Here is a 15,408-nt window from a genome sequence, read left to right as displayed (position 1 = left end):
GCGTGCGGCGACGGCGCGGCAGTGGTGCGCTGGGGGCGGCAGAGGTGACCGGGACGCCGGACCTCGGGACGACGACGCGAACGAGGAGCGACGGATGGCAGCCGAAGAGGTCGACGTGGTCGTGATCGGCATGGGGCCCGGTGGGGAGGACGTCGCCGGGCGCCTGGCCACGGCGGGGCTGGACGTGGTGGCCGTGGAGGCCCGGCTGGTCGGCGGCGAGTGCCCGTACTACGCGTGCATCCCGACCAAGATGATGGTGCGCGGCGCGGACGCGCTCGGCGAGGCCCGCCGGGTGCCGGAACTGGCCGGTTCCGCGACGGTGCGGCCCGACTTCACCCCGGTCGCGGACCGGATCCGGGACGAGGCCACGACCGGCTGGGACGACGCGGCCGCGGTGCAGCGGTTCGAGAAGACCGGCGGCCGGTTGGTGCGCGGCCGCGGCCGCATCACCGCTCCCGGCGAGGTGACGGTGACCGGCGGCGCGCAGCCGCGGACCTTCCACGCGCGCCGGGGGATCGTGCTCAACCCGGGCACCGAGCCGGTGGTGCCGCCCGTGGAGGGTCTCGCGGGCACGCCCTACTGGACGAACCGGGAGGCGGTGGCGGCGCGGGAGGCGCCGGATTCGCTGCTGGTGCTCGGCGCGGGGCCGGTGGGACTGGAGTTCACCCAGGTCTTCGCCCGGTTCGGCAGCGCCGTCACCCTCGTCGACAACGGGCAACGCGTGCTCGGCCCGGCCGAACCGGAGGCCTCCGCGGTGCTGGAGCGGGTGCTGCGTGCCGAGGGAGTCGACGTGCGCACCGGAACGGCGGTGCGGCGCGTCTCGCACGACGGGGACCTGTTCCGCGTCGAGTTCGACGGGGGCGAGCCGGTGCGGGTGCGGCGGCTGCTGGTGGCGACCGGGCGGCGCACCGACCTGGCGGAGCTCGGCGTCGGCGCGGTCGGGCTCGACGAGAACGCCCGCACGATCCCGGTGGACGGGCGGTTGCGCGCCGCCGACGGGGTGTGGGCGATCGGTGACGTCACCGGGCACGGCGCGTTCACCCACGTCTCCGTCCACCAGGCGCCGATCGCGGCGGCCGACCTGCTCGGCACCGGTGGTCCCGCGGCCGACTACCGGGCGGTGCCGTCGGTGACGTTCACCGATCCGGAGGTGGGCATGGTCGGGCTCACCGAATCCGCCGCGCTGGAGCGGGGATTCCGAGTGCGCACCGGCATCGCGCAGCTCCCCGCCACGCCGCGCGGCTTCATCCACGGCCCCGGCAACGACGGTCTGGTCAAGGTGGTGGCCGACGCGGACCGGGACGTGCTGGTCGGGGCGACGGCGGTGGCCCCCGGCGGCGGTGAGGTGCTGGGGGCGCTGTCGGTGGCGGTGCACGCGGAGGTGCCGCTGGCGGTGCTGCGGCAGCAGATCTGGGCCTACCCGACGTTCCACCGGGCCATCTCGGCGGCGCTGGAGGACCTCGGCACCGGCTGAGCGGGAGGTTTGAGCGGGGCCCGCACCGGGGAGGCCGCCAGGTGGAACCGATGTTCGGAGGCCCCGTTGACCTACGTGATCACCGAACCGTGCGTGGACGTGCTGGACCGCTCCTGCGTGGACGAGTGCCCGGTGGACTGCATCTACGAAGGCGGCCGGATGCTCTACATCCATCCGGACGAGTGCATCGACTGCGGCGCCTGCGAACCCGTCTGCCCGGTGGAGGCGATCTACTACGAGGACGACGTGCCGGACGAGCAGGCCGCCTACACGCAGGCGAACGCGGAGTTCTTCACCGAGCTCGGTTCGCCGGGCGGCGCGGCCTCGGTCGGCAAGGTGGACCGGGACGTCCCGCCGATCTCCGACCTCCCGCCGATGGCCTGACCCGGGTGGCCGCCCGGGGACGTCAGGGGGCGAGTTCGCGGCGGAGGTCGCGCTTGAGGACCTTGCCGGTGCTGGTGCGCGGCAGCGGCCCGGTGCGCAGGTGCACCTTCTCGGGCACCTTGAACGCGGCGAGGCGTTCGCCGACGTGGGCGCGGAGCTCGTCCGCCCCGGCCTTCGCGCCGTCGTGCAGCCGGACCACGGCGGCGACCTGCTCGCCGAGCTCGCGGTGCGGCACGCCGACCACGGCGGCGTCGGCGACGTCGGGGTGCTCGAACAGCGCGGCCTCCACTTCGGCGCAGTAGACGTTCTCGCCGCCGCGGATGACGATGTCCTTGATCCGGTCCACCACGTGCACCCGCCCGTCGGTGCGGTGCCCGAGGTCGCCGGTGCGGAACCAGCCGTCGCTGAACGCGGCCGCGGTGGACTCCGGGTCGTTCCAGTAGCCGCGCACCACGTTGGGCCCGCGGAACCAGAGCTCACCGATCTCGCCGTCGGGCAGGTCCTGCTCGGTGCCGGGGTCGACGACGCGCAGCTGAGCGCCGGGGACGCAGCGGCCGACGCTGTCGGGGTGCTCGACGTACTCGGGCCCGGTGTTGTTCACCACCGCCGAGGTGGTCTCGGTGAGCCCGTAGCCGTTGCCGGGAGCGACGTCCGGGGCGAACGCGGTGTGCACCAGCCCCACCAGGTCCGGCGGGATCGGCGCTCCGCCCATGTTCACCACTTCCACGGTGGACAGGTCGCCGTCGGCGTGCCGGGCGAGGTCGCGCAGCACGGTGGGCACGCCGGCCAGCGTGGTGAGCCGTTCCTGCCGCACCAGGTCGATGGCCTCGTCGGCGTCCCAGCGGTACAGGGTGGCGATCTTCGCCCCGGCGAGGGTCGCCGAGCACATCCCGGACAGGCCGGCGATGTGGAAGATCGGGAAGGTGAGCAGCACCCCGATCCGCGCGTCGGGGCCGGGTTCCACACCGGCGGCGAGCTGCCCGGCACGGCGGCCGAGCGCCATGTTCCACAGGTTCGTGCAGTGGTTGCGGTGGCTGGCGACGGCGCCCTTGGGGCGTCCGGTGGTGCCGGAGGTGTACATGATGGTCGCGTCGTCGTCCGGTGCCACCACCACGTCCGGCAGCGAGTCCACCGGATCGAGGCCGGTGAGCAGGTCCGCCCAGCAGCGCACCCCTTCGGGCGGGCCGACCCCGCGCACCTGCACGACGTCGAGGTCGCCGAAGTCGGGGGCGAGCTCGGCGACCCGTTCGGCGTCGGCGAACAGCACGCGCGCCCCGGAATCGGCCAGCGCGTAGCGCAGTTCCGGCGCGGTCCACCACGCGTTCAGCGGTACCGCGACGAGTCCGGCGGCCTGCACGGCCCAGAAGATCGGCGCCCACTCCGGGTAGTTGCGCATCGCGATCGCGACCCGGTCGCCCGGGTCGAGGCCGAAGTCGGCGCGCAGGCTCCGGGCCAGCCCGGCGGCGGTCCGCAGGTGTTCGGCGTAGCTCCAGCGCTGCTCGCCGAACACCAGGTAGTCGGCGTCGCCGTGGGCGGCGGTGCTGATCAGCACGTCGCGGAGGGTCTGCGGTCCGGTCGCGTAGACCCGCATCGGGATGCCGCGGACCTCGGCGTCGACCAGTTCGAACTCGCCGCCCGGTCCGGTCAGGCCTGCCAGCAACCGCTCCCGATCCGCCATGCCGCGACTCCTCCCCGGTCCACGCCGACCGGTCGATTCCACGATCGGATCCAGTCTGCGGTACCGGACGGTCTCGGGACCAGCCCCCGAACCGCCGCCGCGCCGGGCACCTCCGGACGAACGGGACGAGCACGGCCGGGGCTCCGGTGGCGCGGGTTCGCAGCGGTTCCCCCGCGAGGACGGCGATGTCGCCGCGCCTGGCCCTGCGGCAGAAATCGCGGCCGCACCGGGGGAACGGGCAGCGGGGGAACCGCTCACCCCGGTGCCGCGCGGCGGAAGCGGGCGGGACGGGCGGTGGGACCTCAGACCAGCTCCAGGATCGTCGCGTTGGCCTGGCCGCCTCCTTCGCACATGGTCTGCAACCCGTACCGCGTTCCGGTGTCCCGCAGGTGGTGGACCAGGGTGGTCATGATCCGCGCGCCGCTGGCGCCGAGGGGGTGGCCGAGGGCGATGGCGCCGCCGAGCGGGTTGAGGGTCTTCGGGTCGGCGCCGATCTCGGCGAGCCAGGCGAGCGGGACGGGCGCGAAGGCCTCGTTGACTTCGAAGGCGCCGATCCGGTCGAGCTCGATCCCGCTGCGCCGCAAGGCCTTGCGGGTGGCGGGGATGGGCGCGGTGAGCATGATGACCGGGTCGTCCCCGGCGAGCGAGGCGGTGTGCACGCGGGCGAGGGGGCGGAGTCCGAGCTGCGCGGCCTTCTCGCTGGTGGTCATGAGCAGCGCGGCGGAACCATCGCTGATCTGGGAGCTGTTGGCGGCGGTGATGACGCCGTCCTCGCGGAAGGCCGGCTTGAGCCCGGCGAGCTTGTCGGTGGTGCCGCCGCGGCGGATGCCCTCGTCGCGGTCGACGACGGTGCCGTCGGGTGCGGTGATGGGCAGGATCTGGCCGTCGAAGGCGCCGGAGTCCTGCGCGGCGGCGGCCTTCTCGTGCGAGGCGAGGCTGAACTCGTCGAGCCGGGTGCGGCTGAACCCCCAGCGTTCGGCGATCATCTCGGCGCCGATGCCCTGGTTCGGCGGGTCGCCCAGGTAGCGGTCGAGCAGTCGGGTCCCGAAGGGGTCGGCGCCCTGGGCGGCGCTGCCCATCGGGACGCGGCTCATGGATTCGACGCCGCCCGCGATGACGACGTCGTAGTGCCCGGCGATGAGCCCGGCGGCGGCGAAGTGCGCGGACTGCTGCGAGGAGCCGCACTGGCGGTCGACGGTGACGCCGGTGACGGTGTCGGGCCAGCCCGCGGCGAGCACGGCGTTGCGGGCGATGTCGAGGGTCTGCTCGCCGACCTGGCCGACGCAGCCCCAGATGACGTCGTCGACTTCGCCGGGGTCGAGGCCGGCCCGGCCGACGAGCCCTTCGAGGACCTGGGCGGACAGGTCGACGGGGTGCACTCCGGACAGCGCGCCACCGCGCTTGCCGACGGGGGTGCGGACGGCTTCCACGATCACCGCGTCACGCATGGTGTTCCTCCCACCGAGAAAAACGGTCAACTCTGACCGTCAACGAGATCGACCGGCTCCGCGTGACGGTCACGCGGACGCGTACCGGGATTTCAGGGCGCCCTTCACGAGCTTCCCGGTCGGCGTGCGGGGCAGTTCGGCGAGGAAGTCGACGCTGCTGGGCACCTTGTAGTGCGCGATCCGGGCGCGCACGTACTCCAGCAGCTCCCGCTCCAGTTCCGGGCCCGGTTCCGCACCGGCCGCGGGCTGCACCACGGCCTTCACCGACTCGCCCATCTCCGCGTCGGGCACGCCGATCACCGCCACGTCGGCGATGCGCGGGTGCAGCGCCAGCAGGTCCTCGACCTCCTGCGGGTAGATGTTCACCCCACCCGAGATGATCATGAACGCCTTGCGGTCGGTGAGGAACAGGAAGCCCTCGTCGTCCAGGTAACCGACGTCGCCGACCGTCGCCCAGGCCGGGTGCTCCGGATGCCGCGCGGACCGGGTCTTCGCCGCGTCGCCCCAGTACTCGAAGGACTGCTCCTCGCGGGCGAAGTACACGGTGCCGACCTCGCCGGGCGGCAGCTCGCGGCCGTCGTCCGCGCAGATCCGCAGCTCACCGAGCACCGCGCGCCCCACCGAACCGGGTTTCCGCTGCCACTGCGCGGAATCGATGAACGTCATGCCGATGCCCTCGGTCGAGGAGTAGTACTCCAGCAGGATCGGCCCCCACCACTCGATCATCGCCTGCTTCACCTCGGCCGGGCACGGCGCGGCCGCGTGCACCGCGACGCGGTGGCTGGAGAGGTCGTAGCGGTTGCGCACCTGCGCGGGCAGCTTCAGCATCCGCACGAACATCGTCGGCACCCACTGGCTGTGCGTGACGTGGTGGCGTTCGATCGAGCGCAGCGCCAGTTCCGGATCGAACTTCTCCATCAGCACCACGGTCCCGCCGAGCGCGTGCGTGGACGCGCAGTAGCGCAGCGGCGCCGCGTGGTAGATCGGCGCGGGCGAGAGGTACCGCGAACCGGGACCGATCCCGTACGGCCGCGCGACGACCGGGGTGAGCACGTCGCCTTCCTCGTGCACCTGCCGGTCGGGCAGTTCCGGGCGGATCCCCTTGGGGCGCCCGGTGGTTCCGGACGAGTACAGCATGTCCGCGCCGCGCGGCTGGTCCGCCGGCGGCCGCGGCGAGCAGCGGGCCAGCGCGGCCTCGTAGTCGGCGAACCCGGCGACCTCGCCGCCGAAGGCGAGTCGCACCCGCAACCCCGGCACCAGCGCGGCCACCTCGGCGGCGGCCGCGGCCAGGGCGGCGGACACCACGAGCGCGCCCGCGCCGGAATCCTCGACGACGTAGGCGATCTCGGCCGGGGTGAGGTGGCTGTTGACGGCGGTGACGTAGAGCCCGGAGCGCACCGCGGCCCAGTACACCTCGAACGCGGGCGGGGTGTTGTCGGTCAGCAGCGCCACCACGTCGCCGCGGCGCAGCCCGACCTCGCGCAGCGCGTGCGCCAGCCGGATCGACCGCTCCTCCAGCTCCCCGTAGGTCAACCGCTCGCCCGATCCCGCCATGATCACGGCGGGCCGGTCCGGGTCGGTCGCGGCGTGGGCACCTGGGTACATGGCGGTTCCTCCTCGAACCTCGGCCACGCCGCGGGCCTCCGCCGCCCGGCGAAGCGGCGGAGCCCACGGCGGAACCCGGTGCGGGCACCGGGCCCGGCCCGAGCCTGGCACCGCCGCACCACGACGGTCAATGCCGACTGCTTCCCTGCCGGGAGGTTTTCCGGGCCGGGTACGCTGACCGGGTGGTTCGGTCCGGCACGGCTAAGACGACGGCTCCCGGCGCACCGCGCACCCGCGAGGAGCGCACCGCCGACAGCAGAGCGCTGATCCTCGACGCCGCCGTGGACTGCCTCATCGAGCACGGCTACGCGGGCGCCTCCACCTTGGTGATCCAGGCGAAGGCCGGAGTGTCGCGCGGGCGGCTGCTGCACCACTTCCCGTCCCGGGACGGACTGCTGGTGGCGGCCGCGCAGCACCTGGCGAACACGCGGCTCGCGCAGACCAGCGTGCACGCCGAGCACAAGCTCGCCGACGAACCGGACGGCCCCGCGCGGGTGGACCGGTGCATCGAACTGCTGTGGGCGACGTTCCAGGAACCACACTTCTGGGCGGCGATCGAGCTGTGGACGGCCGCGCGCACCAACCCGGCGCTGGCCGCGGCGCTGCTGCCGGAGGAACGCGGGCTGCGCGCCGCGATCCGGGAGGCCACCGACGGGATCTGGGGCCCCGCGGTGCGCGCGCACCCGCGGTACGAGCTGCTGCGGGAGTTGCTGTTCACCAGCATGCGCGGCGCGGCGATGCCCTACGCCTTCGAGGACCGCTCCCCCGCCACCGACCCGCACCTGGCGCTGTGGAAGGACCTGGCCCACCGGTTGCTGGACGACGAGGACTGACCGAGGCCGGGCGCGATCACCGCTCGGAGCGGTCCGAGCCGGTCGCGGGACGGGGAGCACCTCCGGGGTTCTCGTGCTCGCGCACCACCCAGGCGGCCACTTCGGTCAGCTTGATGTTGGCCTCCTTCGACGCCCGCACCAGCAGGTCGAACGCCCGCTGACCGGAGATGCCGTACTGGGCCATCAGCAGCCCCTTCGCCTGGCCGATCCCGTCCCGCGACGCCACCGCTTCGCCGAGCTGGCGCTGTTCTCGCGCACCGGAGAGCGCCAACGCGGCGTGCGCCGCGAAGATCTCACCGATGAGGCGGCTCTCCTCGCCGAAGCGGACGTCGTGGCCGCCGTAGAGGTTCAACGCTCCCAGGGTGTCCTGCTGCACGAACAACCGGAACGAGATCAGGCTGCTCGCCCCGAGCCGGTGCGCCCGTTCCGCGAAGCGCGGCCAGCGGGTCTCCGTCGCGAAATCGTCCACCAGCACGGTCTCGTGCTCCCAGATGGCGTCCAGGCACGGCCCTTCGCCCAGCTCCTGCTGCGCCTCGTCGCACAGCCGCACCAGTTCTTCCGTCGGCACCCGCGCCCGCACCTTCCGCCGGTGCACCTGCGTGATCCCGCCGGAGACGACCCCGGGCACCGTCCCGACGGCGGACCGCACGATGCCGGCCAGGGTCTCCTCCTCGCTCGATTCCGCTTCCAGGTTCCTGGCGAGCGTGCTCATGGTGCGCGCGAGTCCGTGGCGCGGGTTCTGATCATCGGTCACGGCGACTCCTCCGGCTCGTAGCTCGCCGTGCGGCGCCAGGTGGTCCCGCACGACTCGGCCGGGCCGTACGTCCGGGTGGCGCGACCCGACCTTCGACGCTGCGTGCTGAGACCCTCTCATCCGAGGGCCCGCAGCACACCCGCCGCGATCCCGCGGCGCCCAGGCCGGATCACGCACCACCGGACGCTCAGCGCGGGGCCATGCGGATGGCGCCGTCGAGGCGGATGACCTCGCCGTTGAGCATCGGGTTGGCGACGATGTGCTCGGCGAGCGCGCCGAACTCGTCGGGTTCGCCGAGCCGCGAGGGGTGCGGGACCTGGTCGCCCAGCGACGCCTTGACCTCCTCGGAGGCACCGGCCAGCAGCGGGGTGTTGAACAGGCCGGGCGCGATGGTGACCACCCGGATGCGGTGCTCGGCGAGGTCGCGGGCGATCGGCAGCGTCATGCCGACGACGCCGCCCTTGGACGCGGAGTAGGCGGCCTGCCCGACCTGGCCGTCGAACGCGGCGGCGGAGGCGGTGTTGATGATGACGCCGCGCTCCTCCCCCACCGGCTCGTGGGTGATCATCCGTTCGGCGCCGAGGCGCAGCACGTTGAAGGTGCCGATCAGGTTGATGTTGATGATCTTCGTGAAGGCCGCGAGCGGGAACGCGCCGTGCTTGCGGCTGACCACCCGCAGCGCGTTGCCGAGCCCCGCGCAGTTCACGACCACCCGCAGCGGCCCGAGCTCCCGGGCGGCGTCGAGCGCCGCGGCGACCTGGTCCTCGTCGGTCACGTCGGCCGCGGCGAACCGGGCCCGCTCGCCGAGGTCGGCGGCGACCTGCTCGCCCGCCGAGGTGGGCAGGTCCAGCAGCACGACGCTGCCACCGGCCGCGACCAGCCGCTTCGCGGTGGCCAACCCGAGCCCGGACGCCCCTCCGGTGATGACTGCGACGCCGCCGGTGATGTCCATGCGCTCCTCCTCGTCCCGGCGGGACCACCCGGGCCCCGACCAGTCAGCAATGACCGTTTTCTACGGCACCCGGCGCACCGACCGCAAGAACCCGCCACCGAACCGGGGTGGGCGGACCGTTGAACCGACCAGATCGGACGAGCGGCCCGTTCACCCCGCCCGCCAGGCCCGAGTGAACGGACCGTTGGTCCAACCGGATCGGACGAACGGTCCGCTCACCCACGCCACCACCGTGACGATCTCGACCACGCCGCGGGGGGGGGGGCCCGGGGGGCCCCAAGGGTGGGGCCGCCCGGGGGGCGCAACCCCGCCCGGGGGGGCGCCTTGGGGGGGGCGGGGGTGAGGTCGGCGCCGCGCCCCCGCCCCCCCGGCCCCCCCCCCTCGCCTCACCAGCCACCATAAAACACTGCCGCGCCCCGGCCCCCCCCCCCCACTCCGCTGCCGGGGCGACACATTTCGGGGCCGCGGCTCGTTGTCCTCCACGTCACCCGGACCCGTCGTCAACGCCGAGGAATCGCCGATGCACACCACACGCCCCACCGGTACCGGCATGACCAGCAGCGACCAGATCGCGCGGCACGCCCGCAAGATCCCCGACGCGGTGGCGCTGCGCTTCGGCGACGCGGGCCGCACGTACCGCGAGCTCGACGAGCGGCTGAGCAGGCTGGCGAACGCGCTGCTGGCGCGCGGGGTGTCGGCGGGCGACCGGGTCGCGGTGCTGGGCTTGAACGGCATCGAGGTGGTGGAGGCCTACCACGCGTGTGGCCGGCTCGGCGCGATCTGCGTGCCGATCAACTTCCGACTGGTGCCGGACGAGGTGGCGTACGCGCTGACCGACAGCGGCGCGGTCGCGGTGGTGGTGGACGCGGCGCTGGCCCCGGTGCTGGCCAAGGCGCGCGCGCAGGCACCGGAGGTGCGCACCGTCCTGGTGATCGGCGGGGCGGACACCGGCGCGGAGGGCTACGAGGAGGCGCTGGCGGCGGCCGATCCGGTCTCGCCCGGTGTCGACGTGGCCGAAGAGTCGCCCGCGTTCATCATGTACACCTCGGGCACGACGGGCCGCCCGAAGGGCGCGGTGCTGACGCACCACAACCTGCTGCTGCACTCGTTCAGCATGATGGCGCACCTGGGCACGCCCGCCGGGGAGCGGGTGGGGATCTCGGGTGCGCCGCTGTTCCACATCGCCGGGGTGTCCACGATGTTGCCGAACGTGCTGCTGGGGGGCTGCACGGTGGTGTCGCGCTCGGGCCGGTTCGATCCGGCGGAGGTGGTGGACGTGCTGGAGCGGGAGCGCGTCACGGACTGCTTCTTCGTTCCGGCGCAGTGGCAGGCGATCTGCTCGGTGCCGGGCGTGGCCGAGCGGGATTGGTCGGCGCTGCACCGGTTGTCGTGGGGTGCGGCGCCCGCGTCGACCCCGCTGCTGCGCCGCCTGATCGAGGTGTTCCCGGACGCGGAGGTGGTGACCTCGTTCGGCCAGACCGAGTGCAGCCCGGTGACGACGCTGTTGCGCGGGGAGGACGCGCTGCGCAAGATCGGTTCGGTGGGCACGCCGATGCTCAACGTCGAGGTCCGCGTGGTGGACGAGGAGATGAACGACGTGCCGCGCGGCGAGGTCGGCGAGATCGTGTACCGCGGCCCGACGGTGATGCAGGGCTACTGGGGCAAACCGGCGGAGACCGCGGACGCGTTCGCGGGCGGCTGGTTCCACTCCGGCGACCTGGTGCGGGAGGACGAGGACGGCTACTACTTCGTCGTCGACCGCAAGAAGGACATGATCATCTCGGGTGGGGAGAACATCTACTGCGCCGAGGTGGAGGACGTGCTGGCCGGGCACCCGAAGGTCGGCGAGGTGGCGCTGATCGGCGTGCCGGACGAGAAGTGGGGCGAGACCCCGCTGGCGGTGCTGGTCGCCCGCGACCCGGCGGATCCGCCGACGGCCGCGGACGTGGAGGCCTACTGCCGCGAGCACCTGGCCGGCTACAAGCGCCCCCGCCACATCTCGGTGATCGCGGAGCTGCCGCGCAACCCGAGCGGCAAGATCCTCAAGACGAGGCTGCGCACCGCCCGCGCGGACGGCGAGCTCCCCGACACCTGATCCGGGCGGACGGCCCGCCCGCGGACCGGGCGGGCCGTCCCCCTGCGGGAGCTACTTCTCGGACCACCGCGGCGGCGGGTTGTCGCCGAAGATGCGCTCGGCCTGCTCGGCGGTGGGGATCACGAAGATCCCGCTGGCTTCCACGAGGACCCGGTCCGGTTCGTCCTCGGTGGTGATGGTGGCCTTCGGGCCGGTGCGCCGATCGGTGATCGAGTCCTCCGGCACCCAGGCGGTGAGCCGCAGCGGGGTTTCCAGCGGCACGGGCCTGCGGTAGCGCAGCGACAGCGACACGGTCATGCCGGGGCGGCCCTGGGCGGCGTGCGCGTGCCCGAGGATCTGGTCGACGAGCATGGCGCTGATCCCGCCGTGGGTGTAGCTGTGCGGGCCTTCGTAGGCGAGCCCGAGCGTGCAGGTGCCGGTGGCGACGCCGTCGGCGACCCGCACCCGCATCGGTGGTGCGATCGGGTTTCCGGGCCCGCTGGCGGGGTTGTACATCCGCCTGCCGGGTTTGGCCTCGTCGAGCGTCGGCGGCACGTGCCTAGTGCGGCTCGCTTCGGTGAGCGGGCCGACGAGGTCGCGGGCCTGGTCGGCGGTCTTGCGCAGCGTGGCGGCGTCCACCTCGGTGCCGGCGGCGGCCTGGACGAGTTCGCGCAGCGCGTCGCCGAGTTCGCGCGCGGCGCGGGCCCGGTCCTGGGCGTGGTCCTCGCCGGAGCCGTCGGGCTCGCGTTCGGCGTCGGACTGGCGGTATTCGCTGATGACGGGTGTCTCCTGGTCGTTCCGGTGGTGCGCCGCGGTCACTCGCCGCGCCACACGGGGGCGCGCTTCTCGGCGAACGCACGGGCGCCTTCCTGCGCGTCGGCGGAGCCGAACACGGGCCCGGCGATCTCGGCCTGCTCGGCGAACGCCTCGGCGTCGGTCCAGCGCAGCGCGCCGGAGACGATCCGCTTGGTGGCGCGCACGGCGAGCGGCCCGTTGGCGGCGACGCGCGCGGCGAGCTCCTTGGCACCGTCGAGGGCGCCGCCGGGTTCGGTGAGGCTGTTGACGAGGCCGTGGGCGTGCGCCTTCTCGGCGGTGAGCGGGTCGCCGGTGAGCGCGATCTCCATGGCCAGCTGGTACGGCAGCGCCTTCGGCAGCCGCAGCAGTCCGCCCGCGGCGGCGACGAGCCCGCGCTTGACCTCGGGCAGCCCGAACTTCGCTTCGCGGGAGGCGACGACGAGGTCGGCGGACAGCGCGAGTTCGCAGCCTCCGGCCAGCGCCCAGCCTTCGACGGCGGCGATGAGCGGCTTGGACGGCGGCCGTTCGGTGAGCCCGCCGAACCCGCGGCCGGGCACGTGCGGCCGTTCGCCGCGGGTGAAGGCCTTGAGGTCCATGCCCGCGCAGAACGTGCCGCCGGCGCCGGTGATGATGCCGAGGACGAGGTCGCTGCGGGATTCGAGTTCGTCGACGGCGGCGGCGATGCCTTCGGCGACGGACGCGTCGACGGCGTTGCGGGCTTCGGGCCGGTCGATGGTGATCACGGCGATGCCGTCGCCGAATTCGGTGCGGACGCTCTCGCTCACGTGCTGCTCTCCTCCTGCTCCGCGCCGCCTGGCGGTGGCGTTCTCCCTGGCAGTGTTACTCGCTCGCGAAAAAACGGTCAAGGCAGACCGCTGCGGGTCACTGTGCGGTCGGCCACCTCGGGATGCTCCCACGCGCGCCGGGATCGTCGGTGGTGGCGGGCATGCTGTGTCGCGGACGAGAGGGGGTGCGCGGTGCGGCAACGGCAGGTCGCCCTGCTCCGCGGGGTGAACGTGGGCGGGCACAACAGGATTCCGATGGCGCGGTGGCGGGAGGTGCTGTCCGGGCGGGGTTTCGGCGAGGTGGGGACGTTGCTGCAGAGCGGCAACGCGGTGTTCACCGCGTCCTGCCCGGCGGCCGAGTCGGAACGGCTGGTGGCGGCGGACCTCGCCGCGGAGTTCGGGTTCGAGGTGCCGGTGCTGGTGCGCACCCGCGACGAGCTGGCGGCGGTGGTGGCGGCCGATCCGCTGGGCGAGGTGGCGAGCGTCCCGGCGCAGTACCTGGTGACGTTCCTGTCCGCGCGCCCCGACCCGGCGGCGCTGGCGGAGCTGGACGTGGCGGGCTGCGCGCCGGACATGGTGCGGTTCGGCGAGCGCGAGGTCTACGTGTGGTGCCCGGAGGGCGTGCGGAACTCGCGGATGCCGCAGTCGTGGTGGGAGCGCCGCCTCGGCCTGCGCGCGACCTCCCGCAACTGGTCGACGGTGACCCGCCTGCTGGCGCTGGCCGATTCCGGCCGGTGAGCTCGTCTCGGGGTTCGGGCCGGGACGTTGTCCCCTACCGATGTGCCGCGGCGACGTCTGACGCTGGGTCGTGGGAGCCACGTGGTGGCGCCGCGCGGCCGGGCTGCGGCGCAACCGAGCGAGGAGGGCGCAATGGGGCGAGCGGTGGGCATCGACCTGGGCACGACGAACTCCGTGGTGGCGGTGCTGGAGGGCGGCGAGGCGACCGTCATCGCGAACTCGGAGGGCGCGCGCACCACACCGTCGGTGGTGGCGTTCGCCCGCAGCGGTGAGCTGCTGACCGGCCAGCCTGCGAAGAACCAGGCGGTCACGAACGTCGATCGCACGATCCGGTCGGTGAAGCGGCACATGGGCACCGACTGGAAGACCACGATCGACGAGAAGGACTACACGGCGCAGGAGATCAGCGCCCGCGTGCTGATGAAGTTGAAGCGCGACGCCGAGACCTATCTGGGCGAGGACGTGACCGATGCGGTGATCACGGTCCCGGCGTACTTCGACGACGCGCAGCGGCAGACGACGAAGGAGGCCGGCCAGATCGCGGGCCTCAACGTGCTGCGCATCATCAACGAGCCGACGGCGGCCGCCCTCGCCTACGGGCTGGAGAAGGGCGAGAAGGAGCAGACGATCCTGGTGTTCGACCTCGGTGGCGGCACGTTCGACGTGTCGCTGCTGGACGTCGGCGAGGGCCTGGTCGAGGTGAAGGCGACCTCGGGCGACACCGACCTGGGCGGCGATGACTGGGACCAGCGGATCGTGGACTGGCTGGTGGAGAAGTTCAAGGCGTCCTCGGGCATCGACCTGACGAAGGACAAGATGGCCTTGCAACGCATCAAGGAAGCCGCGGAGAAGGCCAAGATCGAGCTGTCGAGCTCGTCGACGACGAACATCAACCTGCCGTACATCACGGTGGATTCCGAGAAGAACCCGATGTTCCTGGACGAGACGCTGTCCCGCGCGGAGTTCCAGCGCATCACCTCGGACCTGCTGGAGCGCACCCGCAAGCCGTTCGAGAACGCGGTGCGGGACGCGGGGATCTCGGTGCAGGACGTGGACCACGTGGTGCTGGTGGGCGGTTCCACGCGGATGCCCGCGGTGACGGAGCTGGTGAAGGAGCTGACCGGCGGCAAGGAACCGCACAAGGGCGTGAACCCGGACGAGGTGGTGGCGGTCGGCGCCGCGTTGCAGGCGGGGGTGCTGCGCGGCGAGGTGAAGGACGTCCTGCTGCTGGACGTGACACCGCTGTCCTTGGGCATCGAGACCAAGGGCGGGATCATGACCAAGCTGATCGAGCGGAACACCACGATCCCGACGAAGCGTTCGGAGACGTTCACGACGGCGGACGACAACCAGCCTTCGGTGCAGATCCAGGTGTTCCAGGGCGAGCGGGAGATCGCGGCGCACAACAAGAAGCTGGGCAGCTTCGACCTGACGGGCCTGCCGCCCGCCCCGCGCGGGGTGCCGCAGATCGAGGTGTCGTTCGACATCGACGCGAACGGCATCGTGCACGTCAACGCGAAGGACCTCGGCACCGGCAAGGAGCAGTCCATCCAGATCTCCGGCGGTTCGGCGCTGCCGAAGGAGGACATCGACCGGATGGTCTCGGACGCCGAGGCGCACGCCGACGAGGACCGCAACCGCCGCGAGGAGGCGGAGACCCGCAACCAGGCCGAAACCCTCGTCTACCAGACGGAGAAGGTCCTCACCGACAACGACGACAAGCTGCCCGCGGAGCTGAAGGAGCGGGTGCGGTCGTCGATCGGCGAGGCGAACGAGGCGCTGCGCGGGCAGGACGTGTCGGCGATCCGGACGGCGGTGGACAAGCTGGCGTCCGAGTCGCAGGAGCTGGGCCAGGCGATCTACGGCAACGCCGGAGGCGGTGCGGGCC

Annotated in this window: 13 protein-coding genes; 6 read left to right on the top strand and 7 right to left on the bottom strand. The window is 73.0% G+C overall.

Translation table 11 applies throughout. From position 1 onward, the window contains the following. Positions 1-94 precede the first annotated feature (94 nt). Together LCD31_RS18730 and fdxA are read left to right on the top strand one after the other, a co-directional pair. Positions 95-1,474, top strand: a complete 1,380-nt coding sequence (locus tag LCD31_RS18730) for an NAD(P)/FAD-dependent oxidoreductase (protein ID WP_224959842.1) — start codon at positions 95-97, stop codon at positions 1,472-1,474. Between the two features lie 66 nt (positions 1,475-1,540). Further along, complete coding sequence (gene fdxA, locus LCD31_RS18725) at positions 1,541-1,858, top strand: ferredoxin (RefSeq protein ID WP_224959841.1); 318 nt, start codon at positions 1,541-1,543, stop codon at positions 1,856-1,858. Between the two features lie 22 nt (positions 1,859-1,880). On the opposite strand, the gene LCD31_RS18720 is transcribed toward fdxA, so the two are convergent. From LCD31_RS18720 to LCD31_RS18710, 3 genes are all read right to left on the bottom strand, one after another. Beyond that, positions 1,881-3,536, bottom strand: a complete 1,656-nt coding sequence (locus LCD31_RS18720) for a class I adenylate-forming enzyme family protein (RefSeq protein WP_224959840.1) — start codon at positions 3,534-3,536, stop codon at positions 1,881-1,883. Between the two features lie 302 nt (positions 3,537-3,838). Then, positions 3,839-4,984: a thiolase family protein gene (locus LCD31_RS18715; RefSeq protein ID WP_224959839.1), complete on the bottom strand. Its 1,146-nt coding sequence runs from the start codon at positions 4,982-4,984 to the stop codon at positions 3,839-3,841. Between the two features lie 69 nt (positions 4,985-5,053). Then, entirely contained in the window at positions 5,054-6,589 is a 1,536-nt protein-coding gene (locus LCD31_RS18710) for an acyl-CoA synthetase (protein WP_224959838.1), read from the bottom strand. A gap of 182 nt (positions 6,590-6,771) precedes the next feature. Between LCD31_RS18710 and LCD31_RS18705 the strand changes: the two genes are divergently transcribed. Continuing rightward, entirely contained in the window at positions 6,772-7,422 is a 651-nt protein-coding gene (locus LCD31_RS18705) for a TetR/AcrR family transcriptional regulator (protein ID WP_224959836.1), read from the top strand. Between the two features lie 16 nt (positions 7,423-7,438). Here the strand turns inward: LCD31_RS18705 and LCD31_RS18700 are convergent, their stop codons facing one another. Beyond that, positions 7,439-8,176 (bottom strand): GAF and ANTAR domain-containing protein, encoded by a 738-nt coding sequence (locus LCD31_RS18700; protein WP_224959835.1) that lies wholly within the window; start codon positions 8,174-8,176, stop codon positions 7,439-7,441. A 187-nt stretch (positions 8,177-8,363) separates the two neighbouring features. Further along, positions 8,364-9,128, bottom strand: coding sequence for a 3-hydroxyacyl-CoA dehydrogenase (locus tag LCD31_RS18695; protein WP_224959834.1), 765 nt, complete (start codon positions 9,126-9,128; stop codon positions 8,364-8,366). Between the two features lie 520 nt (positions 9,129-9,648). Here LCD31_RS18695 and LCD31_RS18690 point away from each other — a divergent pair. Beyond that, positions 9,649-11,223, top strand: a complete 1,575-nt coding sequence (locus tag LCD31_RS18690; protein WP_224959833.1) for a long-chain-fatty-acid--CoA ligase — start codon at positions 9,649-9,651, stop codon at positions 11,221-11,223. A 51-nt stretch (positions 11,224-11,274) separates the two neighbouring features. Here the strand turns inward: LCD31_RS18690 and LCD31_RS29615 are convergent, their stop codons facing one another. Together LCD31_RS29615 and LCD31_RS18680 are read right to left on the bottom strand one after the other, a co-directional pair. Next, positions 11,275-12,033, bottom strand: a complete 759-nt coding sequence (locus LCD31_RS29615) for a PaaI family thioesterase (RefSeq protein WP_224959832.1) — start codon at positions 12,031-12,033, stop codon at positions 11,275-11,277. Then, positions 12,018-12,782: a crotonase/enoyl-CoA hydratase family protein gene (locus LCD31_RS18680; protein WP_224959831.1), complete on the bottom strand. Its 765-nt coding sequence runs from the start codon at positions 12,780-12,782 to the stop codon at positions 12,018-12,020. Before LCD31_RS18680 ends, LCD31_RS29615 begins: the two co-directional genes overlap by 16 nt. A gap of 192 nt (positions 12,783-12,974) precedes the next feature. Between LCD31_RS18680 and LCD31_RS18675 the strand changes: the two genes are divergently transcribed. Both LCD31_RS18675 and dnaK read left to right on the top strand, forming a co-directional pair. After that, positions 12,975-13,520, top strand: coding sequence for a DUF1697 domain-containing protein (locus tag LCD31_RS18675; protein WP_224959830.1), 546 nt, complete (start codon positions 12,975-12,977; stop codon positions 13,518-13,520). Between the two features lie 132 nt (positions 13,521-13,652). Next, on the top strand, positions 13,653-15,408 hold a 1,756-nt coding region (gene dnaK, locus LCD31_RS18670; RefSeq protein WP_224959829.1), incomplete at its 3' end, for a molecular chaperone DnaK.

The sequence above is a fragment of the Saccharopolyspora sp. 6M genome (assembly GCF_020176775.1).
GTDB classification, from domain to species: domain Bacteria; phylum Actinomycetota; class Actinomycetes; order Mycobacteriales; family Pseudonocardiaceae; genus Saccharopolyspora_C; species Saccharopolyspora_C gregorii.
The sequence above is the reverse complement of the archived record's forward strand: the minus strand, read 5'-3'. Positions and strand labels throughout refer to the sequence as shown.